Consider the following 25,592-nt stretch of genomic DNA (forward strand, 5'->3'; position numbering starts at 1 on the left):
GACTTTTTGCTGTATTATCTTAATGTGAAACAGCCTCTATATTATAAGGCCGATCATACCCTGCATATCCAGGAATCGACCATACGCCGATTTTCGCTTTTTTCGCTTGCTCCATGGCTGCAATATAATCATCTAGATACTTTTTGTCTTCATAGATATATCTTACGATTAGAAGTCCTTCTTTTAACATTGTTTCTTGAATGTTTTCACCCGTTGGTAAGAAGCCGTAGACAAGTAGGCGATCGTATTTATCACGACTATTACCTTTACTTAACTCAAGAACAATTTCTTTTCCTTCCACTAAATTATTTAAATAATCACGTGCTTCCTCTGCAAATGGCATAGGGCCACCTTTAATTTCACTTGAATCTACTAGTAAAAAACGAAGGGACTCTTTTTTACCATTTATAATCGCTTTACAAGTGTCACCGTCATAACAAGATTCTATATGAGCCGTTACAACTTTATCTTCATTAACTCCATCTGGCAGTTTCGTAAGGACTTCAGTTAAATTTTCAATTTCTCCAGCAAATTCTGCAGCATTACCTACCGCATCGCTGAACTCTTCTAATTCGTTGGAACCGACAATTTCGCTAGCTTGCTCAACCTTGTCTGCTAGTTCTTGAATTCCTTGTACATCAACGGTATCCGAACAAGCGGATAAGATTGTAATACTTAAGAATACGATTAAGTCTTTATTAGTTTCTTCATTGTTTCTCCCTTTTTCTAACTATGTTACTAATTAATAATATGAAATATCTCGAAAAGTTCAAGGGTTGAATGTACCGAACCATATAGAAGGGTATCTTCTTTTATAAGTCACAAAATTTTCATTTGCATACAATAGGGGGGTATCGTACACTTTAATTATAAAGATAAAATGATATTGATAAATTCAAGATATATTGATAATGGGCTTAATTACCCTTTTTTTTCGAAAAAATTTATACCTACTATAGCTATTCGCGTAAAAAAGTTAATCTTAATCACTCTTTTTCGTTGACTTGAATACTATAGGGGGGTATAGTAAAATTATAAAGTAAAGGAAGTGATTGATTTGGATAAATTTTTACATGAGCACCCGAGTCAACCAAGATCAAAAGATGAAAAGCAAGCTATTGTTAACCGTTTAAAACGTATTGAAGGTCAAGTTCGTGGCATACAGAAAATGGTTGAAGAAGATCGATATTGTGTAGATATTTTAGTACAAATAAGTGCCATCCAATCTGCATTAAAGCAAACTGGGTATACGATCACGGAACGACATATGAAACATTGTGTCAGTGATTCTATTAAGAATGGGGAAGGGCAAGAAGCGATTGACGAGTTAATGACTGTTTTAAAACAGTTCTCGAAATAGGGGGTATAGACGATGAGTGAGGCACAGCGTGCAATGCAGCATACAACACTTGGTGTAACGGGAATGACGTGTGCTGCGTGTTCCAACCGTATTGAAAAACAGTTAAATAAAATGGATGGGGTGGAAGCGCAGGTTAATTTAACAACGGAAAAAGCAACCGTTAATTATGACCCGGAAAAGATATCGATTGAGGAAATTACAAAGAAAATTGAAAATATCGGATATGGCGTAATAATGGAAAAAACTGAACTCGATGTTTTTGGGATGACATGTGCGGCCTGTTCAAATCGGATTGAAAAGGTATTGAATAAACAAAAGGGTGTTAAGGTGGCAACGGTCAACTTAACGACTGAAAGTGCCGCCATTGAATATAACCCAGGGATGATCGATGTCAAAGACTTGATTGAGAAGATACAGAAGCTAGGGTATGACGCGAAACTAAAGGTGGAAGCTGAGGAAAAGCAAACCTATAAAGAAAAAGAACTTCAATCCAAAAAAATAAAATTAATTATTTCGGTACTGCTGTCAGCACCGTTGTTAATTACGATGCTTGTTCATTTATTTGGAATGACCATACCGGCTATTTTTATGAACCCATGGTTTCAATTTGCATTAGCAACCCCAGTTCAATTTATTATCGGCTGGCAATTTTATGAAGGTGCCTATAAGAACCTTCGAAATGGTGGGGCTAATATGGATGTGCTTGTAGCCTTAGGTACAAGTGCCGCGTATTTTTACAGTTTATATGAAGCACTGAAAACCATCGGGAACGCACATTATATGCCACATTTATATTTTGAAACAAGTGCCGTTTTAATCACATTGATTTTATTCGGTAAGTTTTTAGAAGCAAGAGCAAAGAGTCATACAACAAATGCGATTTCCGAATTGTTGAATCTGCAAGCGAAAGAAGCACGAGTGATTCGGGATGGAAAAGAAGTCATGATACCTGTTGAAGCCGTTGTTGTTGGCGATCGTGTTCTTGTAAAACCGGGTGAAAAAATACCTGTAGATGGTATCGTTGTGAAAGGAAGAACGTCTGTTGATGAATCAATGCTTACTGGTGAATCGATTCCAATTGAAAAAGATCCAGGTTCAAAATTAATCGGATCCACAATTAATAAAAATGGTGCAATTGAAATGGAAGCAACAAAAGTTGGGAAAGATACAGCCCTTGCATCCATTATTAAAGTAGTAGAAGAAGCGCAAGGCTCAAAGGCGCCAATTCAACGTCTAGCTGATGTGATCTCAGGTTATTTCGTTCCAATTGTAATTGGCATTGCAATCTTAACCTTTGTTATTTGGATTGCTTTTGTGGAACCAGGTCAGTTTGAACCTGCATTAGTCGCATCAATCGCTGTACTCGTGATTGCATGTCCGTGTGCTTTAGGTCTTGCCACTCCGACATCCATTATGGTTGGGACAGGTAGAGCAGCTGAGAGCGGAATCTTATTCAAAGGTGGAGAACACTTAGAACGTACACATCAAATTGAAGCGATTGTTTTAGACAAAACCGGAACTATCACAAAAGGTAAACCAGAAGTTACTGACTTTACGGGTGACGATGAAGCGTTGCAGCTATTAGCTAGTGCGGAAAAAGGTTCAGAACATCCACTTGCAGAGGCAATTGTTGCCCATGCAACAGAAAATGATATTGAATTTTTAGAGGTCGAAGATTTTAGAGCTATACCCGGCCATGGTATCGAAGCAAGAATTTCTGGTAAACACGTTCTTGTGGGAAATCGAAAACTGATGATGGATCATCTTATTATTACAACCGGTTCTGAAAAGCAATTAGTCGAATATGAAACACAAGGAAAAACAGCGATGTTGATTGCAATTGATGGAGAATATCGCGGTATGATTGCCGTGGCTGACACAATTAAGGAAACTGCGCCAGAAGCGATTAAGCAATTAAAAGAGATGGGTATTGAAGTCATCATGTTAACAGGTGATAACGAAAGAACTGCGCAAGCGATTGCGAAACAAGTTGGAATCGACCAGGTAATTGCACAAGTGTTACCTGAAGAAAAAGCAGACAAAGTGAAAGAGTTACAAGATAAAGGTAAAAAGGTTGCCATGGTTGGAGATGGCGTAAATGACGCACCTGCTCTTGTCACAGCAGATATCGGGATTGCTATTGGCACAGGAACAGAAGTTGCAATCGAAGCCGCTGACTTAACCATTCTTGGTGGGGAGTTATTGCTAATTCCAAAAGCCATTAAAATCAGTCATCAAACGATTAAAAATATTCGTCAAAATCTATTCTGGGCTTTCGGATACAATGTAGCAGGTATTCCGGTTGCAGCGATTGGATTACTTGCACCATGGATCGCCGGGGCTGCAATGGCATTAAGCTCAGTAAGTGTAGTTTCGAACTCACTTCGTTTAAAACGAGTGAAATTATAAACTAAGTGCTTGGGGCTCACATTATGGTTAATGATTATTGAGCTGAATGCGCAAAGTGCTAGATATTCTTGCACGTTAAAGGAGGTGAAAACATCATGGAAAAGAAAACATTAGACGTACAAGGTATGTCATGCGGTCACTGTAAAGCAGCAGTCGAGGGCGCATTGAAAAACTTAAATGGCGTATCAGCTGCTGAAGTTCACTTGGAAACAGGTAAAGTAGATGTTACTTATGATGAAACTAAAGTAGATGTCAATGCTATGAAAGAAGCAATTGAAGAAGAAGGCTATGATGTTGTAGCATAAAATTACATTACACAGTATGGGAGTTCGTGGTTGAGACATGAACTCCCTTTTTTGGGACAAGGGGATAGGTCCATTGTCCCAACTTGGAACAATGGACCTTCCATCTGTAAGAGAGGAGGAATATGATGAACAAAATAATAGAGAAGTTGCAGGCTTTTTTGCCTGTAGGAGTGTATGATCAAGTATCGGAGGATGAAGACGGAATTTTTGATATCCTAGAATCAGCTACAGATGAAATAATCGGGAGCTATTCTTTGAATGAAAAGGGAGAGTTAATAAGCTATTCGTTAGTGGATGATGCCCCAGAGGGGGAACTTAGAAAGGAAGAATTAACAGCGATTGCGAAAAAATTTGTTGACACCTTTTTTCCAGGACAGCAAGAATACGAGTTTTCGGGTATCCTAGATTTAGATAATCCGTACATGGTGACGTATGAAAAGAGAGATGAGAATTATGGTTTGTTTATACATAGCACCGGTTTCACGATAACTATTTCAACATCAGGTCAAATCATGAGTTTTTACAGTACAGATGAAGAATATGAGATTCGTTATTCTGATTTCGTTGTATCTGAAGAGGAAGCTTTGGAAAAATACATTGAAGGACTAGACTTCGAGTTGAATATACAAAAATTTGATCATGAAGTTTATAAAAATGGAGATAACAATTACCACCTTTCGTATAGTGTAATTGAACAAATCATGGAAATCCCTGTTGACGGGTCAGAGTTTACAAGTATAAAAGAAGAATATCCAACGGATTTGACTATAGAAAAACGAGAGTGCTCAGTTAAGGATGTATACGAATTAGTCGGTCTAACAACTGACTATACACTTTTGCATAAGCAAGTATTGGATGGGAAACGGATTGAAGTTTGGTCCAAGCAAGTATCTCTAGATTCGTATTCTTTTGATATGGAAGAAGAGTCCAATCATGTGATAAAGCTATGTTTTGATGAGAAGACTGGGTTCCTTTTACAAGTTAAAAATGGGGAAGAACATGATAATAGTGGGGAAGATATTGGCTTAGAAAATGCCCAAGAGCGTGCAATGGGTCTGTTGTTTAAACTGTATCCTGATGCACATGAACGATTTAGACTTGAGATCTTTGAAACGGAAAATGATGAGTTCGATGATGTATTTGCGGATGAGGAAGAAGTAATCGAGCTTGAAGAAGATTTAAATGAAGCTGAAATGTTTGAAGAGGAGTTTGATGATTGGGATGAGGAATACATTGAAGTTGAGGAAACTTACACCTTCTATGTTCATTTATTCCATCAAGGGCTGCGAGTTGTTAATCATGTGACAGTAATCGAGGTTGGGAGATATACAGGTAAGATAACTCATTTCAACTTGGACATACCATCCCTTGAATTATATAGTAATCTACCAACTAAGCCTATCATTTCAGTTGATGAGGCAAAAGAAATATATAAAAGATATTTGAAAATGGAACGAATGTTTATCCGTGAGTATGATCAAGACGGGATGTCTGTCTATAGTCTAGCTTATGTAGCAGACTTTCCAAATACAGTTGGTCACGTCCGTGGGATTGACGCAACCAGTGGGGAGGCGATGTATGTGGATGTTGGTGACGCTACTTTTATAAAGTGATTTTAGTAAAGCAGTCTATAGGGCTGCTTTTTTGGTTTGTTCAGGTGTCAAAATTAGTTTACATACATTAGGGGGGTATAGTAAACTATTGATACAAATAGTCTATTAATATTACGTGATATATACCTACCGGGTGTATTAATATAGGGGTGTGTTTAGGATGGGTGAAGATGTGAAAAAAATAAAGATTGCCATTAATGGTGGCATTGGATTTGGTGCAAAGTTGAATGCAAAGCAACTTGTAGCAATTTCTAAATATATGAATGAAGATGAAGAGCTTGAACTGACGACATTCCAGCAGCTATACATTGAAATTCCTGAATTTCAAAAGGATGAAATCATTGAAGAATTCGAGCGGGTAGGATTAACTTGTTATCCAGTTGGAAACTTCGTTAAGAGTTTAAGAACGTGCAATTTTTGCAAAGGGGAAGAGGAAGAAGGCATGCCAGTTGCAAAGGAAGTTAATCGCCGTATTGCTGGGAAGCCTGTACCATTTACACTTAGGGTGGCATATACGGGTTGTCCGGTAGGCTGCGGTGAGCCGCTTGTTAATGACATCGGGATCATGAAAATCAGAGATCACTATCATTTATATGTTGGTGGGAAAGCAAAAGGAAAGGATGCTGAGGTTGGTACTTTATTGAAAGAGAACCTAACACCAGAAGAACTCTATGGTTCTATCGAAAATATAATTTCTACATATGCAGAGCAGGGTAAAAAGCGGGAGCAATTTTATAAATTCGTTAAGCGAATAGGGATAGACCAACTCACCAGCTAACAACGGGACAGTAGAGGTTGTTGTCCCAAATAAATAATTGTATAAATTGATTATATCTTCATTTATACTTGGGATATATCAAGGTAATATGGAAGTGTTAGTATGAATGATTATTTTAAATCTGATTGTACTCATTGTTTTGGATTATGTTGTGTAGCCTTACCTTATGGGAAATCATCAGATTTTCCCTTTAATAAAGATGGTGGAGAGCCATGTCGCAATTTATGTTCAGATAGCCGTTGTAAAATTCATGAGGGATTAAGGGAAAAAGGGTTTCGTGGATGTGTTTCTTATGAGTGCTTTGGAGCCGGTCAACATGTCTCACAAACAATCTATAAAGGTAATGATTGGAGAGACAATTCAGAGCGAGCCAGTGAAATGTTCGAGGTATTTCCACTTGTACAACAACTACATGAAATGCTTTGGTATCTCAATCAAGCATTAAACTTGAGGGAAACTCAGTCATTTCATCTTAGTATGCAAAGTCTATACAACGAAACGTTACAATTAACGGAGAGAGCCCCTGAAGAAATTTTACAGACTGACATTGTTTCCCATCGTAGTAAGGTGAATGAATTCTTGCTGGAGGCTAGTAAAACGTATCGAAAAGATTTACTTTTAAAAAGTAAAGTGAAACAGGAACGGAAGGGTCTTGATTTCGTAGGTGCCAATCTAAAAGGGGCTGATTTGCAGGGTGCTAACTTCCGAGGAACTCTACTAATAGCAGCTAATCTGAGCCATGCTGATTTAAGAAAAGCTGACTTTATTGGTGCTGATCTTCGTGATGCAGACTTAAGTAATGCAAACCTAGATGATGCTCTTTTTCTAACACAGTCTCAAATCAATTCAGCTAGAGGAAATGTACATACAATAATACCGAATTTTTTAGTTAGGCCAGATCATTGGATAAAATAAAAATGCTAGGGACAGTTAACTGTCCCATATTATTTTTTCACTGGTTTCACAACAGTATCAGCCCTATTGTATTTGACTATTTCGAGGAGTTGTTCTGCCATGAATTGTGGACTGTATTTAAACCCGCCATTAATCCATTCTACGACCATCCCTAATATTGCATATGCTTGGTAATTGGCGTGAATCTCCCTATCAATTTTTGGATTGGTGAGTACCTCATGCAAGTCAGTTAAGACGAGATCCTTTAAGACGGTACAAAACTTATTTTGAAAGCCTGTTAAAGTGTGTGTTCTGACGATATGTGTATAAAAATTTGCGTATTTAAAGACATGGTCAAATATTTTTACCGCGGACGTAGATAGTTTTTTAATTTCCAATACTTCAACACCTTTATAGGGTTCCCGATAAGATTCAATCAAGTCAGTGATGACTTCATCCATAATCTCATGTAGAATATCTTCTTTATATTGAAAATGCTTATAAAATGTACCACGATTTAGGTCCGCAACCCGTACAATATCTGATATCGAAATCTTCTTTAAGTCTTTTTCATTCATTAAGGATAGTAATGCATCTTTTATTGCTCGCTTTGACTTTACAATTCGGCGGTCAAGATAGTCATTATTACTAGACATAAACATCCTCCCATGTTTGATAAAACAAAAATACTAGACAAATTCATATATATTTGTTTATTAGTAAACACTTAATCATGTTTTTGCTGATTGTAAGCGTATTATTCTTCTTATTATACTATAGGTAGTTGTTGATTAACGTACAACTGTTTATTAAAATGCATTCTATCATAATTGGAGGAATGAACATGAGGCTAGAGAAAAAAGTAGCAGTTGTTACAGGTGCCGCTTCTGGTATGGGAAAATCAATTGCAATTCTGTACGCAAATGAAGGTGCAAAAGTAGTCGTTTCAGATATTAATATTGAAGCTGCTAATGCAACTGTTGATGAAATCAAGATAAATGGCGGAGAAGCTATCGCTGTTATGACCAATGTTGCAAAAGAAGAAGATATTCAACACTTAATTAATTCTGCTGTAACGAAGTATGGAACAGTAGATATTTTAGTAAATAATGCAGGAATTATGGACAACTTTGAACCAGCTGGAGAAATTGAAGACGAGAAATGGGAAAGAATTTTTGCGGTAAATACAACGAGTGTAATGCGCGCAACCCGTAAAGTACTGCCAATCTTTTTAGAGAAAAAGGCTGGGGTTATTATCAACGTAGCATCTGCAGGCGGACTTCAAGGGGCAAGAGCTGGCGCTGCTTATACCGCCTCTAAACATGCGGTAGTTGGATTCACGAAAAACACCGGTTTCATGTATGCTCAAAGTGGGATTCGTTGTAATGCGATTGCACCAGGCGGTGTTGAAACTAATATCAGTGCTTCGATGACTGGCAGAAGTGATTTTGGAATGGGCCGTATTATGCCAGGATTGGCTATCAATCCACGTACAGGTAAACCGGAAGAAATCGCAAGTATTGCACTATTCCTTGCATCAGATGACGCAAGTTTTGTCAACGGAACAGTCATCACCGGGGATGCGGGTTGGACAGCATATTAGGAAATGAAAAAGCTTGGGTCACATATGGTGATCCAAGCTTTTTGGCATATTTTATTCTAATTTCAAACAAGTTTTGTTCCTTCAAGGAAAGACTTTTAAAAGTTTTTCCAACGTATTGATCCGTAACCAGTATGTGGATGTCCTTTAGATTGAATTTTAAAGTATTCATGTTCTAATTCGGGCAGGGATAATTCAAATAGATGTTTTCCATCTTTTTTATACATGTTACACGCAATTAGTTTCCGAATGATCTCATTTTTACGTTTCTCAACAGTTTCTTTTAATATAGCCATAATCATCTCTCTCCTTTCGTAATTGGCTTTCAAAAGACCCAATAACAAGATAAGAAGAGGCTTTTTTATGATTAGGGTAACCTCACTTATCTTTCAAGCTTGTTAGCTTGCAGGATTTAGCACAGTATTCAACGAATCTGTTGCTGAGGTTTCACAGGGCCAGCCCCTCCACCTCTCTTGATAAGTTTTTATAAGTTTGTACAAATGAAACACCCTAGACGTAATGGATGTTATTTATAGTTTAACCATATTATTCCGATGTGTCTACTTGTATTTATGAAATTTTGCAAAATGTAATGATTTCGTAAAAAATAAGTTCGCGAAAAGGGGGCATAAAAAAGAGACAAGATTCATAACCCAAGGGGTTAATCAACCTGTCTCTCAATTCCAAATTTGATTTTAAGATGAAACCAAAAGGGTCCTCTGTAGAAATGACTTCGATTTCTGCAGGAAATACTTTGTTTTTCATATGTTTGCCTCTTAAAAATAATAGAATAAAAGGCATAGGATGAAATAGACTTCCGTATGACTGTGGGGATAATTAACAGGAGGTACCGCATTGTCCTGTTCTGGACAAGGAACCTGTCCCTGTGTCCCATTAAGCTTCGCCGACGACTGTAAATCTTTGGTTAAGGTGTTTGGGGTTTTCGATTTCGTCAATTACTGCGATGGCAAAGTCAGCGTAGCTAATGTAGCTTTCGCCTTTTGAGTTAACGAGTAAATTGTCTTTACCAGTTTGATAAGTACCAGTTCTTTTTCCCTCTGAATCAAATACTGCAGATGGACTGATAAATGTCCAAGTGATATCTGCTGTTTCTTTAAGTTCTTGAAGATTTCGTGCTTGACCATTGGCTGTTGGTTTTACAAAGTCTGGAAACTCTGGTGTGTCGATGAGTTGAAGAGTTTTTGCCTCATCAACATAAAGACTTCCTGCACCACCAACAACTATGATTCTTGTATCTGTTCCTTTAACAGCCTCAATTAATGCATGGCCGGCATCTACGTGGGCTTGTTCTTCTCCAAGTGGCGCACCAAAAGCATTAACTACTACATCGAGATCCTCAACATCAGCTTTTATTAATTCAAAAATATTTTTTTCTAAAACAGATACTTGATTGTTCTGTATTTTAGATGCATCCCTAACGATAGCTTTAACTTCATGTCCTCTTTTAACTGCTTCTTTTAAAATTAGGCTTCCTGCTTTACCATTTGCACCAATAATTCCAATTTTCATTATAGTTACCTCCTATGTCGTTTAACTTGTAATTATATTGATTACATGTAATGATTATAGTTACATGTATAGTTAATGTCAATACATTCAACTTTTAGGTATAATAAACGTACGATTAGGAATGAAAGAAAGGTGACAGCGATGTCCATCAGTAGTAGATTTTCTGTTGGAATTCATATACTTTCCCTCATAAAGTTATCGAAAGAGGGGGAATGTTCATCAGGATTTTTAGCATCAAGTGTAAATACAAATCCAGTAGTTATTAGAAAAATTATGGGAATGCTTAAAAAAGCAAACTTAATTGAAGTACACCCGGGAGTTGCAGGTGCAAAACTCGCAAGAAAATCAACAGAGATTACAATGCTAGATGTCTATAAGGCAGTTGATGTAGTAAGAGAAGGAGAGCTGTTTAGCGTCCATGACAATCCTAATCCGGAATGCCCCGTCGGCAGAAATATTCAATATGCCATTGAACCCTTATTTGTACAAGCTCAATTCGCTATGGAGAAAATCTTAGCAAACGTAACCCTAGAAGACATCATAAACGGCATCAACGAAGTTGGGACAGAGGGACAGGTACAGCGACCCAAATGAGATATGAATATTTTAGGTTCATAAAGAGGGTGTCAATCCATGTTGGATTGACACCCTCTTTTATTTTTTAGGATAAGCAATATTTCATAACACACTGGGTATTAATTGAAATGATTGGAGCGGATGGAACGAGACTCCTGCGGGAATAGTGAGCCTTGTGAGACCCCGCAGCGAGGTATGAGCGAGGAGGCTTGCGGATCGCCCGCGGAAAGCGAGTGCCAGAAGCGGAAATCACACCTTTTTCCACTGATAAACATTATTAAGTTAATAGCAACAATCTTTTAGAAAAGAGCATTTAATAAAATAAATCACTAAATATGACTGGAGTTTTGTTTAAAAGTGGAAAAAGCTACAACAATAACAGCATATATGCTAGCGATTTTGGTTATTAGTGGAAAAAGCAATAGCAAAAACACCATTTATGCTATGACTTTTGGTTATTAGTGGAAAAGGGAATAGCAAAAACACTATATATACCATGACTTTTGGTTATTAGTGGAAAAAGCAATAACAAAAACACCATATATGCCATGACCTATGGAAAATAGCGGAAAAGGTTACATCAAAAACACCATATATGTAATGGCCTTTGGATATTAGTGGAAAAAGCCATAACTTAAAATCCATATATCCTAAGGCTTTTGGACATATATGGAAAATGTTATAACATAAACACCAAATATGACAAATTCCTCTAATGAAAATAAATATAAAACCATTCTTTACACTTTCTTTATACTTTTCTGGTCTTTTAATTTATAACTACAACTTATTCTAAGTTTATCAACAACGGAAGGATGATAGCTATGTCAGAAACGATTCTTAAAGCAACCAATGTTTCAAAAATATATGGTCAACACAAAGCGCTGGATAAAGTGTCGATTGAAATCAAACGAGGTATGATTTACGGCTTAATCGGGGAGAACGGTGCTGGAAAGTCAACCTTCATGCGCATGGTTATGGGATTAATCAAAATCGATGAAGGAAACATCGAGCTGTTTGGGGAAACAGGTTCGAGGGGATTGCAACAAGCGCGTCGAAAAATGGGTCAATCGATTGAAACACCAGCCCTTTATCCGGAATTAACAGCTAGGGAGAATTTACAAGTGCAAGCTGCAAATGGTGGTGTGAGCAACCGAGAGATTGATGATTTATTACGCTTAATGAACCTTAGTCATACAGGAAAGAAAAAAACGAAAAACTTCTCGTTAGGGATGCGCCAACGCTTAGCCATTGCCTCCACACTGATTACAAACCCTGAGTTCTTAATTTTAGATGAGCCGATAAATGGCTTAGACCCATCGGGAATAGTGGAAATGCGTGAAATTATCCAACGATTAGTTACAGAACGGGGGATCACCGTTTTACTTTCAAGTCACATACTTGATGAGCTTTCGCAAATCGCTACACATTACGGTATTCTTCATAACGGAAAAATCATTAATGAACTTTCCAAGGAAGAATTGGCACGTGAAACTCGTCAATACATTGAATTAGAAACAACAGAGGTTCAAAAAACAGTTGTCGTACTAGATGAATTAGGAATAAAGGATTACGTGGTCGTAAATAGTTCTGAAATTAACATCTTCGAAAAATTGGATGATGTCGCTGCAATCAATCGTTCATTAGTGTTAGCTGGTGTGAATGTTTCAAGGATTGGAACAACTAGACAAAAGCTAGAAGATTATTTCTTACAATTAACAGGGGGAAACACTCATGCTTAATCTATTAACAGCAGAAAGAATTAAATTATTACGAAGTAAAAAACTATGGATCGTTATTAGTATTTTAATTTTGCTTCCAATCTACCAGGTCGTGAATAGTAAAATATCTGTGAATTACGGATCAGATTTAGTCCAAGCTAAAGATACAGTGATTAACGGAGCAACAGGTATTTTGATGATGGAGAAAAATGGATTTACCATATTATTTGTGATATGTGCTTTTATAAGTTTCTTTATTGGAGAAGAATTTCAAAATGGAACGATTCGAAATGCATTATCCCTAGGACGCAGCCGCACGCATTATTATTTGTCTAAACTTGTAACGGCTTCCCTACTTTCACTTGTTGGTGTAATTATCATGACAATACTTGGAGTGATAGGTTTTTCGGTTGTGTTCGGGTTTGGTGAAGTTGCGGGTATTACCAATTATTTAAGCTATGCGACAAAAACGTTCGGTACGCTTTATTTATTAGTTTTAGCAAATGTGTCAATTTATGTGATGATTGGCTTCCTAACGAAAAACATAGGTATCTCACTCGTGTGGAGTTTTCTTTATACAATCATGACTGCTTTTGTTCCTCCAGTTTTCCTGCAAACTGAACACTTCAAGCATGTCACATTCTGGTTTACAGAAACCTTCTTAAATTATTCAGACTTCGCTAGTCCAGTAGATATTGCGAGATTTCCTGAGATGGTATTGGTAAGTATTATTACAATAATGTTATCATTAGGTTTAGGAATTCTATTTTTTAACAGAACTGATATTAAGTAGGTCGATTTATATGGCAGCCATTTTAATTATTGAAGACGATATGGCAATTCATTCGCTTATTAAGGAAGCATTGGAATTACAAGACTTTCAAATACTCAGTGCATTCTCAGGAACTGAAGGGAAGTTGTTATTTGAACAAAATCAGGTCGATTTAGTTCTTTTAGATTTGATGCTTCCGGGGATGAATGGAGAAGATTTTCTTCAGCAGCTCCGGCAAAACTCTACAGTTCCTGTAATAGTGATTTCAGCAAAAAATGATCAGGATTAGAAATTGCATCTGTTAACATCAGGAGCAGATGATTATATCATAAAACCTTTTGATCTGAAGGAACTTCTTGCACGGATTCACATTCAATTACGTCATGCAGCCAGTACGTCAGTAAGTCAAATGAAAGAAATTCATTATAAAAACATCAGTGTGAATTTAGACACGCGTGAAGTGGAAACCGATGGAGAACAAGTTCATTTGACTGGACGTGAATACGCGATTTTACTCCTGTTTTTAGAGAATCCTCAAAAGGTGTTTAGTCGCGCCAATATTTATGAAAGTATTTGGAATGAACCATTTTTTGATAGTGAAAAAACGATAAACATGCATATTAGTAATTTACGAAATAAACTCAACCGTGGGGGAACGAATTACATTAAAACGGTATGGGGAATTGGTTTTAAATTCGATTAACATTATTGGGCAGGTCCCACTTCTGCTGATTAAAGTTAATGCCACCTGCAATGCCACGATTTTTCCAAGGAAAAATTTCTTGCAAACTCGAAAAGTTGTGTGGCAAATACTTTTATGCGTATTTGATTGAAAGGAGCGTGGATGGTATGTGGGGATGGATATTAGTCACACTTGCATTGGCGCTTCTTCTTTATCTTTATTTCTTAAAACGAGAACTACGTAAATTAAAACAAGAGATTAAGAACCTTCCAAACCGTTCTGGATTTGGAGGTAGGCTTTCACTTGATTTTCGTGAGAAGGCATTGATGGATGTAGTTGATGAGTTGAACCAAATGATTGATACGTTTGAAGATAAAAATCTTCAGGCAAAGCAGATGGAAGAAAATGTGAAGTTATCTATTGCTGGGTTATCTCATGATATACGAACACCACTTACGTCAATCAAGGGTTATGTTGAACTCTTACATACAACCACGGATGAAACAAAAAGGGCGCAGTATTTAAAAATTATCGATCAATCTGTTAAACGTCTGATAGATATGACCGATCAATTTTATAATCTGGCTCGAATTGAAACAAACCAACGAGAAATAGAGTTATCATCGATTATTCTTTCTAACCTGGTTGAAGAAATCTTTTTGTCCTTCTATGAACAACTTGAGGAAAAGAACATCGAGCTCCAATTTCCGGAACAGATAAATGATAGGCAAATTATTGCTGACAAATTAATGCTCGTTCGTGTTATCCAAAATATTGTTCAAAATATCCTTCGTTATGCCAAAAGTAAAGCGATGATCAGCTATCAGAACGAGAGAAACTTTCTTATTTTTAATGTGAAAAATGATATCAAATCAGATAGTAAAGTCGCTATAGAAAAAGTATTTACCCGATTCTATACAGAAGTTACGAGTCGCACAAATACCGAGGCAAGCGGATTGGGGCTTTATCTATCTAAGAAGCTAGTTGAAAGGATGAATGGGAAAATGGAAGCAGAACTCAATTCAAATTGGTTTATTCTAACTATTTACCTTCCAATTAATATGGGACAGGTTTCTGCCCTATATGAATCGAAATAAAAAAGTATCGAGAGTTTTGCAAATAATTTTGCAGACTCTCGATTTTTCATTTATGATTTTTGCATCTATCATTCTGTTGAACTTTTGATTAGAATTGAAAGATAGATTGATATACAGATGGGAAATATTGGTGGGACAAGGGACCTGTCCCTCTGACCCAGGAAGCAACTTTTGTCTGACAGAGGAGTAGTGTTTTATGAATGAGGATTTTTTGTATATTGTTTTGATTATTGCGCTGGGGTATGTGTTGAAGCGCATTGGTATTTTGCAGGAGAAGGATGGAGAGACGATCTCCAAGCTTATTTTTAAAATCACGCTTCCTGCGTTAGTGCTTGTGACATTTGATACGGTTGAAATTGAATTGAAGCTTATTTTAATTCCAATTATTGTTCTTGTTTATGGAATTATCATATCTTTACTGGGCATGGTTATTTTTAAAAATGAGAAAAAAGAGCTTAAGGGTTCGTTTTTGATGATGTCGTCCGGATTTAATGTTGGTTTATTTGCGTTTCCACTTGTTTTTGCAATTTGGGGAATCGACGGATTGACGTATTTTAGTATATTTGATGTGGGAACATCCTTAATTGTCTTTGGCATTAGCTATATTTTAGGTAGCTATTTTTCTGAAGAAGGTTTAAGTCTCAAACCGATTTCGATTCTAAAAAAACTTACGAAATCAATCCCATTGATGACGTATTTAATGGCAAGTACTTTAAATTTAAGTCATATTAAATTACCGGAAATGGTCATTAATGTGGCTAGTACCATTTCACAAGCCAATATGCCTTTGTGCTTATTACTATTGGGGCTTTATTTAAATTTTAAATTTGAAAAACAATTTTTAAAGCCAATGTTAAAATTTTTAACGTTCCGGTATGGAGTGGGCTTACTGATTGGAGTCACCTTGTTCTTTCTGCTTCCATACGAGGCTATGTTTCGATACACCGTATTAATTGGTTTACTACTTCCGGTTGCTTCATCAGTCATCCCATTTGCGGTTGAATTCAAGTACAGTAATGAAAGCATTCGGTTAATTGCAACGGTTACTAATATCACAATCTTGGTGAGTATCGTAATTTTATATGTATTTGCCAATCTAATCTAAAAAAGTGGCCCGATTCCGGGTCACTTTTTGTCTTATAAGGACTGAATAAATCAGACCTTTTTTTGATCTTGTTTTCTCATATCAAACATACCTGTTGAAATCTCATTGAGTTTATTAAGAAATCGGTTAAAGCCGAATCCGACAAAGAAGGCGACACTGACCTGTGCGAATGGACCGTCAATATTGTCGGTGAAATCAATCATTAATATTCCACTTTGAATTAGTGTGACCGCGATGACAGCTGTTCCTGTAGCAAATAGCGGAAAGAAAATATACATAACCCAATGACGAGGATCGATTAATTTATCGTTCATATAATGGGAACAAAACATATACAGATGTCGAAGTGAACCGCCAATGGCTCCGGCGAAGAAATAATATAGGAACATTTTAATGTTTTCTTGGATGTGGAGTGTTTCATCAAGTGCACCAACCCACAATACACCGATTGCTAAAAAACTGCCAAAAAATAAAACTGAGAGGTAAAATAAAATAAAGAACTTCAACCAACGTTTCACATTATCACCCCATATCTACAGTTTATGGAATGGTCTTGGAAATGGTGTCTTGAGAGACGAGGTTTGATGGCCCATTTGGGGACGAGAGATCCTTGTCTCAATGGAATATTTACAATCGTTCGTGAATAGGATATGGGGATTCTTTTGTGAGGTGGTGTTTGTGTGAATACGGGGAAAATAGCAAAGCATATAAATCAGCTTGTCTTTTCATTATTACTGTCCGGTTACAAGAGGTGTAAGCCTGACTGGTATAAGCCGTTTCGTGAGCAGCCACACCATTCACTTTGGTTTATTACAAAAGGGAGTGGTGAAGTAACAATCGACGGCACAAAGTATAAGTTGAAACCTGGTAAACTAGTTATTTTTCGGCCGGGGATGATCTGCGAAAAAAAGACATCCTCATCAAATCCGCTTGAATTTTATTTCGTTCGTTTTACATATGCAGTAGCTTTTGAGGATAAAGGGCATTGGAATTTTGAACGTCCTGAAGGAAAATCTTTTCCTTTACAGGGAGTTTTTCCAATTACTAATACGGGAAATATGATTCATGTGTTGGATCAAATCCATCAACTCTCCAAACGAAGAGGTCCGACAGTAGCGATGCAGCGAAAATTGCATTTTCAAGAATTATTGCTGATGATTATTCAAGATTTTCGCTCGCAAAAGATTACAGGAAATTCGACAATGGCCATCGATACCACTATCGATTATATTGTAAATCATTATCATGAACATATGAATCTTTCAGATTTAGCCATGATGGCAGGGTTGAGTACGAGTCATTATGCACGTCTATTTAAGGAATATGTGGGCTATAGCCCGATCGATTACTTAACACATGTTCGCATTGACCGCGCAAAAGAACTATTGGCGATTTCCGATTTTCGAATTAAAGAAATCAGCCAAAGTGTCGGGTATCAGGATGAGTTATATTTTAGCCGCATTTTTAAAAGAATCGTAGGTGTTTCCCCAACTCAATTTAGTGATAACTACAAGATATTTGTAAGTTCAACAAAAGATGACTACCCTATTTCTGATGAAAAGCCGAAATAATGGTAGTCATTTAGCTATAAGTGAAACAGTCTCGTTTTTTGTTTTTTCGTCATTTGTTGTTTGTTTTGACTCATACATAAGCGATAATACGCGCCTTTTTGTTGAAAAAGTCGAGGGTGGGTACCCATTTCTATAATTCTACCTTTATCTAAAACAATGATATTATCTGCATGTTGAATGGTGGAGAGACGATGCGCTATGATAATTGTTGTTCGGTTTTTTGAAATTCGCTTTAGGGTATCCTGCACAACGATTTCGGTTTCTGTATCAATATTGGCAGTGGCTTCATCTAATATTAAGACGTCAGGATTTGCCATCATCGCTCGTAAAAAGGACAGAAGCTGTCGTTGCCCGGTCGATAACACCGTTCCTTGTTCTCCAAGTAAAGTTTCGTATTGTTGTGGTAGGTTTTTAAAGAAGGGGTCAATCCCAACAGATTTTGCTGCTCTTCTTATTTCTTCATCACCGATTGTTTTATTATTTAGGCGAATATTATCAAATACAGTACCTGAAAACACAAAACTGTCCTGCTGGATAATCCCCACATGCTTTCGCAACTCACTTATTTCTACATCCTTTATTGATACCCCATCTAAAGTGATACTTCCTTTTTGAATATCATAAAAACGATTGATTAATTGTATGATAGAACTTTTCCCTGCACCCGTTGCGCCAACAATACCGATTGTTTCTCCAGCGGAGATGGTGAAACTGACATCCTTTAACACCCAATCTTCTGATTGATAAGCAAACCATACATTTTTAAACTCAATTTTTCCGTTCACCTTGTGTGGCAGTTTTATAGGGTCCGCTTTATCCACTATCGTGGGCTTTGTTTCCAATGTATCAAAAATCCGTTCTGCAGATGCAAGCGCTGCTTGTATTTGATTAAACCTGTCGGCAAGACCTCGTAATGGTTCAAAAAATTGCCGTACATAGTGGGTGAATGCATACACCACGCCAAATGTAAGGGCACCGTCTAATACATTTCTGCCTCCATACCAAATTAATAAAGCCATCGAAATATTACCAAAGAAGCCAATGGAAGGATTAAAAATCGAATTCAAAACGGTTTGACGCATCCCGGCCCGATAATGTTCTTGATTCAATTCATTAAATTGCTCTAATTGCTTTTCTTCACGAACAAAGATCTGAATAATACTCATACCTGATAGATTTTCTGCTAAATAGGCGTTCAATCTACTCAAGACAAAACGTACATACCTTTGAGCGTTACGAATGACTTTTTTGAAATAAAACGTAAGTAGGGCGATGAATGGAATCACTGTAAAACTAATTAATGTAAGCTTTACGCTCATTTGTAACATAATCACGATAATCCCAATTAGCAATAAGATTTCACGTATGAGATTTACAATGACTTGAGAATAAAGTTGGTTCAAAGCTTCGACATCATGTGTGATTCGTGTGACAAGTCGCCCGATTGGATTTTTATCATAAAATGAAACCTGCATACGAGATAAATGCTTCATAATTGTTTGCCGGATATCAAAGATGACAGATTGACCAGTAAATTGTAAGGAGTTATTTTGAAAATACGTAAGAACGGATGAACCAATAATCAACACAAAATAAAGCACTCCAAGCCAAATCATGCCGGTATAATCCTGGCCGCGAAATAATTGCTCCGCATCTCCTTGCAAGGATATAACCGGGTAGAAGTTGTCGTTAATGGAAATTTGATTATTCGTAATCTCATAGTTAGTTGGATTCTTTAATCCAGTATTCCAGCCATGGATGAGATAATTTGTTCCTTCGATGGAAACGATTCTTGCTTTTTGCACACCAGCGGGTAGTTCACCACCAGATTCAGTTATACGAAAATACGTATGTCCCTCAAAAGTAGTAACTTCTTTCCCTTTAATACCTTGTTCGTCGAGTATATGTAATGCTTGGTCTTTTTCGGATTGGTCGACAAAAACCATAGGTGCATAGATTCCATTAATATGATTGTCAATCGCAATTTTTATTAAATAGGGCTGAGCCAGACTTGCGATAACAATCAAGGTTGTCAACAGAAGAGAGAATACAAAGAGCTTCCAATAAGGTTTTGCAAACGCGAGAATGTTTCGTAATAATTGTTGGTCACTATATTTTTTGAGTTGGTTTGTTACATTCTTCTCGATCATCGATTCCTCCTCTTAATCGCAATCGGTTTCCCATGGGAGTGGGACGGATTGACATTTAGTCCGGTCAACTGCTGGTTATGCATTTTTTTATATACCCCGTCGTTTCTTAAAAGAGCATGATGTGTTCCCCTTTCAATAATTTTTCCTCCGTCAAGTACAATAATCTGGTCAGCGTGCTGAATTGTGGAAATTCGGTGACTAATCAGGATTGTTGTGGTATCTTTCATTTTCGTTTTAAGTGTGTGTAAAATATTTTTTTCTGTTTTCGAATCAACAGCAGACAAGCTGTCATCAAAAATCATAATGGGTGCTTCTTTCACCAAGGCTCGAGCAATGCTAACACGTTGTCGTTGGCCTCCTGATAATGACAGGCCACGTTCCCCTAAGGCAGTTTCAAACCCTTTTGGCAAATCTGTAATATCGTGATAAACATGGGCTTGTTTTGCAGCAAGTTCCACTTGGTGATCATTATATCCCTTTGGATCAAATCCGATATTTTCCTTGATGGATGTGGAAAAAAGGAAATGATCTTGTGGAACAAACCCGATTGATCGTCGCAGCATTTTAAGCGGAATATCTCGAATATCTGTATGGTCGATAAAGATGGTATTTCGAGGTGGATTGTAGATTCGTAGTAGTAGATTAACAAGGGTTGATTTACCGCTACCGATCTTTCCAACAATAGCTAAGGTTGCGCCTTTTGGTATGTGTAAATCTATAGAAGAAAGTGCATGACCTTGTTTATTTTGATACGAAAAAGTTAGCCCTTTGATCATAATGTTGCCTTGAATAGATTGCATGTTTACAATTCCTTCTTCGTTTTTAATAGAAGGTTTTGTAGAAAGTACCTCTCGTAAACGTAAATCGGCCGCGGATCCTTGTTGAAGTAAATTAATAACTTTACCTAAATTTTCAATAGGACCAACTAAAAGTGATAAATAGGTATTAAAGGCAACAAATTCACCAAGGGATATGGTGTTTTGCATAACCAAAATCGAACCAAACACAATCGAGGTAAGGTAGCTGAGCCCAACGATTCCTTGACTAAGTGAGTTGAAAAGGGAGTTAGACCGAATTAATTGTTGATTTGCCTCTACATTGGTTTGATTGTCCTGTTCGAATTTTTTTAGTTCGGATTTTTCTTGGACATATGTTTTAATGATTCTGATGCCTGAGCAATATTCTTGGACTCGGCTCGTTAAGCTGCCAATAGCTTCTTGTACTAGATTAGAGTGCATCCTAATTTTTATGCGAAATCGATAAGCCAAGTAGGTTAAACCAGGGAGTGGTAAAAGGACTAACAATGTTAAATACAAATCAATGGTCGTCGCCATCATGATGACTGTCACTGTTATTAGTACAGCTGCTTCTAATGTTTGGAACACACCTTGCATACCGATTTGTCTTAAGACATTTACATCATTAACAGCATGTGCCATTAAGTTTCCAATCCGTTGCTTTTGATAATACTCTGTTTGCAAAGTCTCCCAATGAGAAAATAATCGTTCACGAATATTTCGTTCTAACAGTCTTGATAAACGAAAAATATAAATTCTTCCTGTAGACCTGAAGGCAAATACACCAATTCCCACTATGACCATCCAAAAGGCAATCCGGATTAGTTCATCGCTGTTTGTAGAAAAGGTTTGTAGACCATCTGTGAAGACTTCAAGCAACATTGGAACAACAAGTTGCAATATGAGGGATATCGTAACCAAAATGGTACCCATTATATAGCCCCATTTATTTTGAATCAAATGCTCACGGAAAATAGGTTTCACATCCAAATCCATCACCTTCTAAAAAAATGTCGTAAGGTAAGATTACCGCATAATTTTCAAAGGTAACATGGATTTCCCTATCAACTTACATGGATTATCTTGCTATGGAAGGGGGTGGGTTTCACGTGTTTATCTGGGGGATTTCATGTGGGTCGAAGGTGTGGGGCGCAGGGACAGGTCCCGTGTCCCAGTCTGCGGGACACGAAAACTAAAGTGGAAAAAAAGAAATACTGTTGATCCCTGAAAGAAGAATACTTTCACATTTTCCGATTTTAACAACTGTAGCAAAATGGAAAAGGAAACTGGGACGATGTACCTGTCCCTCTGTCCCATCTCAAGTTTAGTACATGCTTGGAGGTACTAAGCCATTTTGAAGTACGGCTGGTAATGTGTCGTGAATGTATGGTGGTGCTGGACGTAGTTTAGGCGCTTTGGCTAATGGTTGAGGGTTTTCTACATATTTAAATACACCTTCACCATCCATACTTGGTCCACTCGCCCATCTACCTGTAGCACTTTCGTTTCCTCTAGAGAAATTGAACAGTACATGAGAAACTTCGCGTTTTTCTAACTCGCGTGGGAATGTACTAGGTACCACAATATTTTCTTTTGATTCGAGTTCATAAATTGCGGCTATCCACTGATTTTGATGCATCGTGTCTCTCGCAAGTAACCATGAAAGCATATCCTTTACACCACGGTCAGTTGTTGATTCATACAATCGAGCAACTTGCAAACGACCTTGAGATTCAGCAGTTAAATTTGCACGGAAGTCGGCTAACAGATTCCCACTCGCGATAATATAATCAGCTGTCCAACGATTGCCTACACTATCTGCTGGCATCGCTCCAAGCCCCGAAACGATTGCGTGTTGTGGGTTCATCCCACCTAGGATTGCCCCAATTACAGGATCTTTCGCAGCAATTTCTTGGTCACCAACTGGAGCGCCGTCAAGGAGTCTTGCAATCATTGTTGCCAACATTTCGATGTGAGCAAGTTCCTCCGTACCTGTATCCATAAGTAAATCCTTATATTTGCCATCGGCCCCTCGAACATTCCATCCTTGGAATAAATATTGAAGTGCAACAGAAATTTCGCCAAATTGTCCCCCTAGCACCTCTTGAAGTTGTTTTGCAAAAAGCGCATCGGGACGTTCTGGTTTCGCTCGATACTGTAATTCTTTAATATGATAGAACATCGTTTATCTACCTCCACATATAAAACGAATTCATAGGTCTTGTATAAATTGCCTATGTTAATTAGAGTATGAAGCGGTACCAATTAGGTGTTTACATTAGAAAAAAATGGGTGTATGTCAGTATTTAGTACAAATTGGGGAGGGGGAGTGCACAGTTGTTCATGGGGACAGGTCAGCCACATTTAATAGAAAATGGAAATGGAATAACTGTACAAGAGTTGTAACTTTATCTAGTTTGATTCGTAGGTAAAGGAGCGATATGTTTGGAAATGGATTAATTGTAAGTTTGGGACAATGGACCTGTCCCTCTGTCCCACGAAGGAACTTTCTATCCTAGGACAGGTGTGCTTAGTTTCAGGAAGGAGTAAATAGGTATGAAAAAAGAGGATAATGGGTTGAGACCGTTTTTTCGGTTGATCTTGTCAACGAATATTCCGAAGGCAGCGCTGACACTTGGTTTAGTTGGGAGTATTATTACAACTTTTGTGGGGCTGTCGATTCCGTTATTAACGCGAGAGCTTGTGGATGGATTTTCCGGAATCTCGATTAATGGTACTTTAATCGCAATCATTGCAGCTGTGTTTCTTTTACAAGCGGTGATTGATGGTGTATCAACTTATATGCTTGCTGCCGTCGGTCAACGGATTGTTTCGCGATTGCGAGAAAAAATGTGGGAAAAGCTCATCCGATTACCGGTCAGCTATTTCGATAAGCAACAAAGTGGGGAATCGGTTAGCCGAGTAGTAAATGATACCGGAATAGTAAAGGATTTAATTTCGCAGCATTTCCCGCAGTTTATAACTGGTGTTATCTCGATCATTGGGGCAATCATCATTTTGTTAATTATGGATTGGAAAATGACACTTCTCATGCTCGTATCCGTTCCGCTTACAATGGTGATCATGATGCCACTTGGAAGTAAAATGGCGAAAATCTCACGAGGTTTGCAGGATGAAACCGCCACATTTTCAGGGGAAATTCAACAGACCATTAGTGAGATCCGATTGATGAAGTCTTCAACAGCTGAACGCTTTGAAGCGGAAAAAGGGGTTAATGGAGTCCAAAATCTACTTACATACGGGTTAAAAGAGGCAAAGATTTTCGCACTAATTGGTCCACTCATGTACACAATTATCATGATTGTCATTGTTATTATTATTGGATATGGAGGAATCCGTGTGGCAAATGGATCAATGACCACAGGTTCACTTGTTGCATTCCTACTTTATTTGTTTCAAATTATTTTTCCGATTACATCATTTGCTATGTTTTTCACCCAGTTGCAAAAAGCAAAAGGCGCAACAGAACGGATTATTGATATCATCGAACTTCCATTAGAAGAAGGACAGAAAGGAAAAGATATTGATATTTCAAATTTACCAATTCAAGTTGAAAATGTTTCTTTTTCCTATGAAGAGGAGGAGCCAGTCATTCAAGACGTGTCATTTGAAGCAAAACCTGGCCAAATGATTGCTTTTGCAGGACCAAGTGGTGGAGGAAAAACGACGATGTTTGGCTTGTTGGAACGGTATTACGAACCAACAACTGGTGAAATTCGAATAGGTGACATTCCTATTCACGAGCTATCACTCGAATCATGGCGAAGTCAAATTGGCTATGTCTCTCAGGAAAGTGCGATGATGGCGGGAACTATTCGTGAAAATTTATGCTACGGATTGAAGAATGCAGATCAAATCTCAGACGACCGCTTATGGGAAGTGGCAAAAATGGCTTATGCGGATGAATTCATTCGTGCTTTCTCACAAGGAATAGATACCGAAGTAGGGGAACGGGGTGTAAAATTATCTGGTGGACAGAGGCAACGGATTGCGATTGCCCGGGCCTTTTTACGGGATCCCAAAATTCTCATGATGGACGAGGCAACGGCAAGTCTTGATAGCCAATCCGAGAGTATTGTTCAAGAAGCATTATCGCGACTCATGGAAGGCCGAACCACATTCGTTATTGCGCACCGATTGTCAACCATTGTCGATGCAAACCAAATCATTTTTATTGAAAAAGGAAAAGTCACAGGCAAAGGGACACATCAGGAATTAATTGAGGGCCATAACTTATATAGAAGTTTTGCAGAACAGCAGTTGACATAGCGGAAATTAGGGATAGGTCCGATGACCTAGTTGGGACACAGTACCTGTCTCTCTCGTCTATTTAATAGTATGAACGGAATATTGTTGTAGTTGCAGTGAAAATATATTGGGTTATATTTGTAATAAATTGGTTGTTGAATAGAGTTGTTTAAAGTGATAATATAAATTTTGTCGTTTCGAACACATAAATAAAAAAACGACAAATTAGAATCTTGATTTATTTAATATATTATGTTAATATAATTTTTATGTTCTTCGAATCTATGAAATTAACAATTAAAAAAGTGTTGACTTCATATAAAGAAACATGATATATTAGTAAAGTCGCTTTTGAGCGGCACT

24 protein-coding genes and 1 riboswitch are annotated in these 25,592 nt (G+C 37.5%); of the genes, 16 read left to right on the forward strand and 8 right to left on the reverse strand.

Annotated features, from left to right (window positions below):
• Positions 1 to 19 precede the first annotated feature (19 nt).
• Positions 20 to 688, reverse strand: coding sequence for a thermonuclease family protein (locus tag AC6CHV_RS19605; protein WP_498079535.1), 669 nt, complete (start codon positions 686 to 688; stop codon positions 20 to 22).
• Between the two features lie 369 nt (positions 689 to 1,057).
• Here AC6CHV_RS19605 and AC6CHV_RS19610 point away from each other — a divergent pair, with 369 nt between their 5' ends.
• From AC6CHV_RS19610 to AC6CHV_RS19635, 6 genes are all read left to right on the forward strand, one after another.
• Entirely contained in the window at positions 1,058 to 1,360 is a 303-nt protein-coding gene (locus AC6CHV_RS19610; RefSeq protein ID WP_341331162.1) for a metal-sensing transcriptional repressor, read from the forward strand.
• Between the two features lie 12 nt (positions 1,361 to 1,372).
• Positions 1,373 to 3,769 (forward strand): heavy metal translocating P-type ATPase, encoded by a 2,397-nt coding sequence (locus AC6CHV_RS19615; RefSeq protein WP_498079520.1) that lies wholly within the window; start codon positions 1,373 to 1,375, stop codon positions 3,767 to 3,769.
• A 95-nt stretch (positions 3,770 to 3,864) separates the two neighbouring features.
• Positions 3,865 to 4,074: a copper chaperone CopZ gene (gene copZ, locus AC6CHV_RS19620; protein ID WP_341331164.1), complete on the forward strand. Its 210-nt coding sequence runs from the start codon at positions 3,865 to 3,867 to the stop codon at positions 4,072 to 4,074.
• 125 nt (positions 4,075 to 4,199) lie between these two features.
• A complete protein-coding gene (locus AC6CHV_RS19625; protein ID WP_498079521.1) occupies positions 4,200 to 5,687 on the forward strand; it encodes a YcdB/YcdC domain-containing protein in 1,488 nt (495 codons plus the stop codon).
• Between the two features lie 160 nt (positions 5,688 to 5,847).
• A complete protein-coding gene (locus AC6CHV_RS19630; protein WP_498079522.1) occupies positions 5,848 to 6,465 on the forward strand; it encodes a nitrite reductase in 618 nt (205 codons plus the stop codon).
• A 102-nt stretch (positions 6,466 to 6,567) separates the two neighbouring features.
• Positions 6,568 to 7,380 (forward strand): pentapeptide repeat-containing protein, encoded by an 813-nt coding sequence (locus AC6CHV_RS19635; RefSeq protein WP_498079523.1) that lies wholly within the window; start codon positions 6,568 to 6,570, stop codon positions 7,378 to 7,380.
• A gap of 29 nt (positions 7,381 to 7,409) precedes the next feature.
• On the opposite strand, the gene AC6CHV_RS19640 is transcribed toward AC6CHV_RS19635, so the two are convergent.
• Positions 7,410 to 8,015, reverse strand: a complete 606-nt coding sequence (locus tag AC6CHV_RS19640; protein ID WP_498079524.1) for a TetR/AcrR family transcriptional regulator C-terminal domain-containing protein — start codon at positions 8,013 to 8,015, stop codon at positions 7,410 to 7,412.
• A 188-nt stretch (positions 8,016 to 8,203) separates the two neighbouring features.
• Here AC6CHV_RS19640 and AC6CHV_RS19645 point away from each other — a divergent pair, with 188 nt between their 5' ends.
• The gene (locus AC6CHV_RS19645; RefSeq protein WP_341331168.1) at positions 8,204 to 8,962 is read left to right on the forward strand and encodes an SDR family oxidoreductase; all 759 of its coding nucleotides are present in this window, start codon (positions 8,204 to 8,206) and stop codon (positions 8,960 to 8,962) included.
• A gap of 95 nt (positions 8,963 to 9,057) precedes the next feature.
• Here AC6CHV_RS19645 and AC6CHV_RS19650 read toward each other — a convergent pair whose 3' ends face one another.
• Positions 9,058 to 9,255, reverse strand: coding sequence for a Fur-regulated basic protein FbpA (locus AC6CHV_RS19650; protein WP_341331169.1), 198 nt, complete (start codon positions 9,253 to 9,255; stop codon positions 9,058 to 9,060).
• 83 nt (positions 9,256 to 9,338) lie between these two features.
• Positions 9,339 to 9,442, reverse strand: a riboswitch (SAM riboswitch).
• A 411-nt stretch (positions 9,443 to 9,853) separates the two neighbouring features.
• Positions 9,854 to 10,489, reverse strand: a complete 636-nt coding sequence (locus AC6CHV_RS19655; RefSeq protein WP_341331170.1) for an NAD(P)-dependent oxidoreductase — start codon at positions 10,487 to 10,489, stop codon at positions 9,854 to 9,856.
• A gap of 141 nt (positions 10,490 to 10,630) precedes the next feature.
• On the opposite strand from AC6CHV_RS19655, the gene AC6CHV_RS19660 reads away from it, so the two are divergent.
• The 7 genes from AC6CHV_RS19660 to AC6CHV_RS19690 all read left to right on the forward strand — a co-directional run bounded on the left by AC6CHV_RS19660 (position 10,631) and on the right by AC6CHV_RS19690 (position 16,442).
• A complete protein-coding gene (locus tag AC6CHV_RS19660; protein ID WP_498079525.1) occupies positions 10,631 to 11,083 on the forward strand; it encodes an Rrf2 family transcriptional regulator in 453 nt (150 codons plus the stop codon).
• 806 nt (positions 11,084 to 11,889) lie between these two features.
• The gene (locus AC6CHV_RS19665; RefSeq protein ID WP_498079526.1) at positions 11,890 to 12,807 is read left to right on the forward strand and encodes an ATP-binding cassette domain-containing protein; all 918 of its coding nucleotides are present in this window, start codon (positions 11,890 to 11,892) and stop codon (positions 12,805 to 12,807) included.
• Entirely contained in the window at positions 12,800 to 13,579 is a 780-nt protein-coding gene (locus AC6CHV_RS19670) for a DUF2705 family protein (RefSeq protein WP_498079527.1), read from the forward strand. The genes AC6CHV_RS19665 and AC6CHV_RS19670 overlap by 8 nt, the downstream gene beginning before the upstream one ends.
• 10 nt (positions 13,580 to 13,589) lie before the next feature.
• A complete protein-coding gene (locus AC6CHV_RS19675) occupies positions 13,590 to 13,847 on the forward strand; it encodes a response regulator (RefSeq protein WP_498079528.1) in 258 nt (85 codons plus the stop codon).
• A gap of 3 nt (positions 13,848 to 13,850) precedes the next feature.
• A complete protein-coding gene (locus AC6CHV_RS19680) occupies positions 13,851 to 14,261 on the forward strand; it encodes a winged helix-turn-helix domain-containing protein (protein ID WP_498079529.1) in 411 nt (136 codons plus the stop codon).
• A 146-nt stretch (positions 14,262 to 14,407) separates the two neighbouring features.
• Positions 14,408 to 15,337, forward strand: coding sequence for a histidine kinase dimerization/phospho-acceptor domain-containing protein (locus tag AC6CHV_RS19685; RefSeq protein WP_498079530.1), 930 nt, complete (start codon positions 14,408 to 14,410; stop codon positions 15,335 to 15,337).
• 196 nt (positions 15,338 to 15,533) lie between these two features.
• Positions 15,534 to 16,442 (forward strand): AEC family transporter, encoded by a 909-nt coding sequence (locus AC6CHV_RS19690; protein ID WP_498079531.1) that lies wholly within the window; start codon positions 15,534 to 15,536, stop codon positions 16,440 to 16,442.
• A 50-nt stretch (positions 16,443 to 16,492) separates the two neighbouring features.
• Here the strand turns inward: AC6CHV_RS19690 and AC6CHV_RS19695 are convergent, their stop codons facing one another.
• Positions 16,493 to 16,960, reverse strand: coding sequence for a hypothetical protein (locus AC6CHV_RS19695; protein WP_498079532.1), 468 nt, complete (start codon positions 16,958 to 16,960; stop codon positions 16,493 to 16,495).
• Positions 16,961 to 17,122: 162 nt separating this feature from the next.
• On the opposite strand from AC6CHV_RS19695, the gene AC6CHV_RS19700 reads away from it, so the two are divergent.
• On the forward strand, positions 17,123 to 18,013 hold the full coding sequence (locus AC6CHV_RS19700) for an AraC family transcriptional regulator (RefSeq protein ID WP_440272948.1): 891 nt from the start codon (positions 17,123 to 17,125) through the stop codon (positions 18,011 to 18,013).
• A gap of 14 nt (positions 18,014 to 18,027) precedes the next feature.
• On the opposite strand, the gene AC6CHV_RS19705 is transcribed toward AC6CHV_RS19700, so the two are convergent.
• From AC6CHV_RS19705 to AC6CHV_RS19715, 3 genes are all read right to left on the reverse strand, one after another.
• The gene (locus AC6CHV_RS19705) at positions 18,028 to 20,163 is read right to left on the reverse strand and encodes an ABC transporter transmembrane domain-containing protein (RefSeq protein WP_498079533.1); all 2,136 of its coding nucleotides are present in this window, start codon (positions 20,161 to 20,163) and stop codon (positions 18,028 to 18,030) included.
• Entirely contained in the window at positions 20,160 to 21,944 is a 1,785-nt protein-coding gene (locus AC6CHV_RS19710) for an ABC transporter ATP-binding protein (RefSeq protein WP_440272952.1), read from the reverse strand. The genes AC6CHV_RS19705 and AC6CHV_RS19710 overlap by 4 nt, the downstream gene beginning before the upstream one ends.
• 340 nt (positions 21,945 to 22,284) lie before the next feature.
• Positions 22,285 to 23,142: a manganese catalase gene (locus AC6CHV_RS19715; protein WP_341331180.1), complete on the reverse strand. Its 858-nt coding sequence runs from the start codon at positions 23,140 to 23,142 to the stop codon at positions 22,285 to 22,287.
• Positions 23,143 to 23,516: 374 nt separating this feature from the next.
• Here AC6CHV_RS19715 and AC6CHV_RS19720 point away from each other — a divergent pair, with 374 nt between their 5' ends.
• The gene (locus AC6CHV_RS19720; protein ID WP_498079534.1) at positions 23,517 to 25,250 is read left to right on the forward strand and encodes an ABC transporter transmembrane domain-containing protein; all 1,734 of its coding nucleotides are present in this window, start codon (positions 23,517 to 23,519) and stop codon (positions 25,248 to 25,250) included.
• Positions 25,251 to 25,592: the final 342 nt, after the last annotated feature.

The organism is Ferdinandcohnia sp. GQ5 (assembly GCF_059759275.1).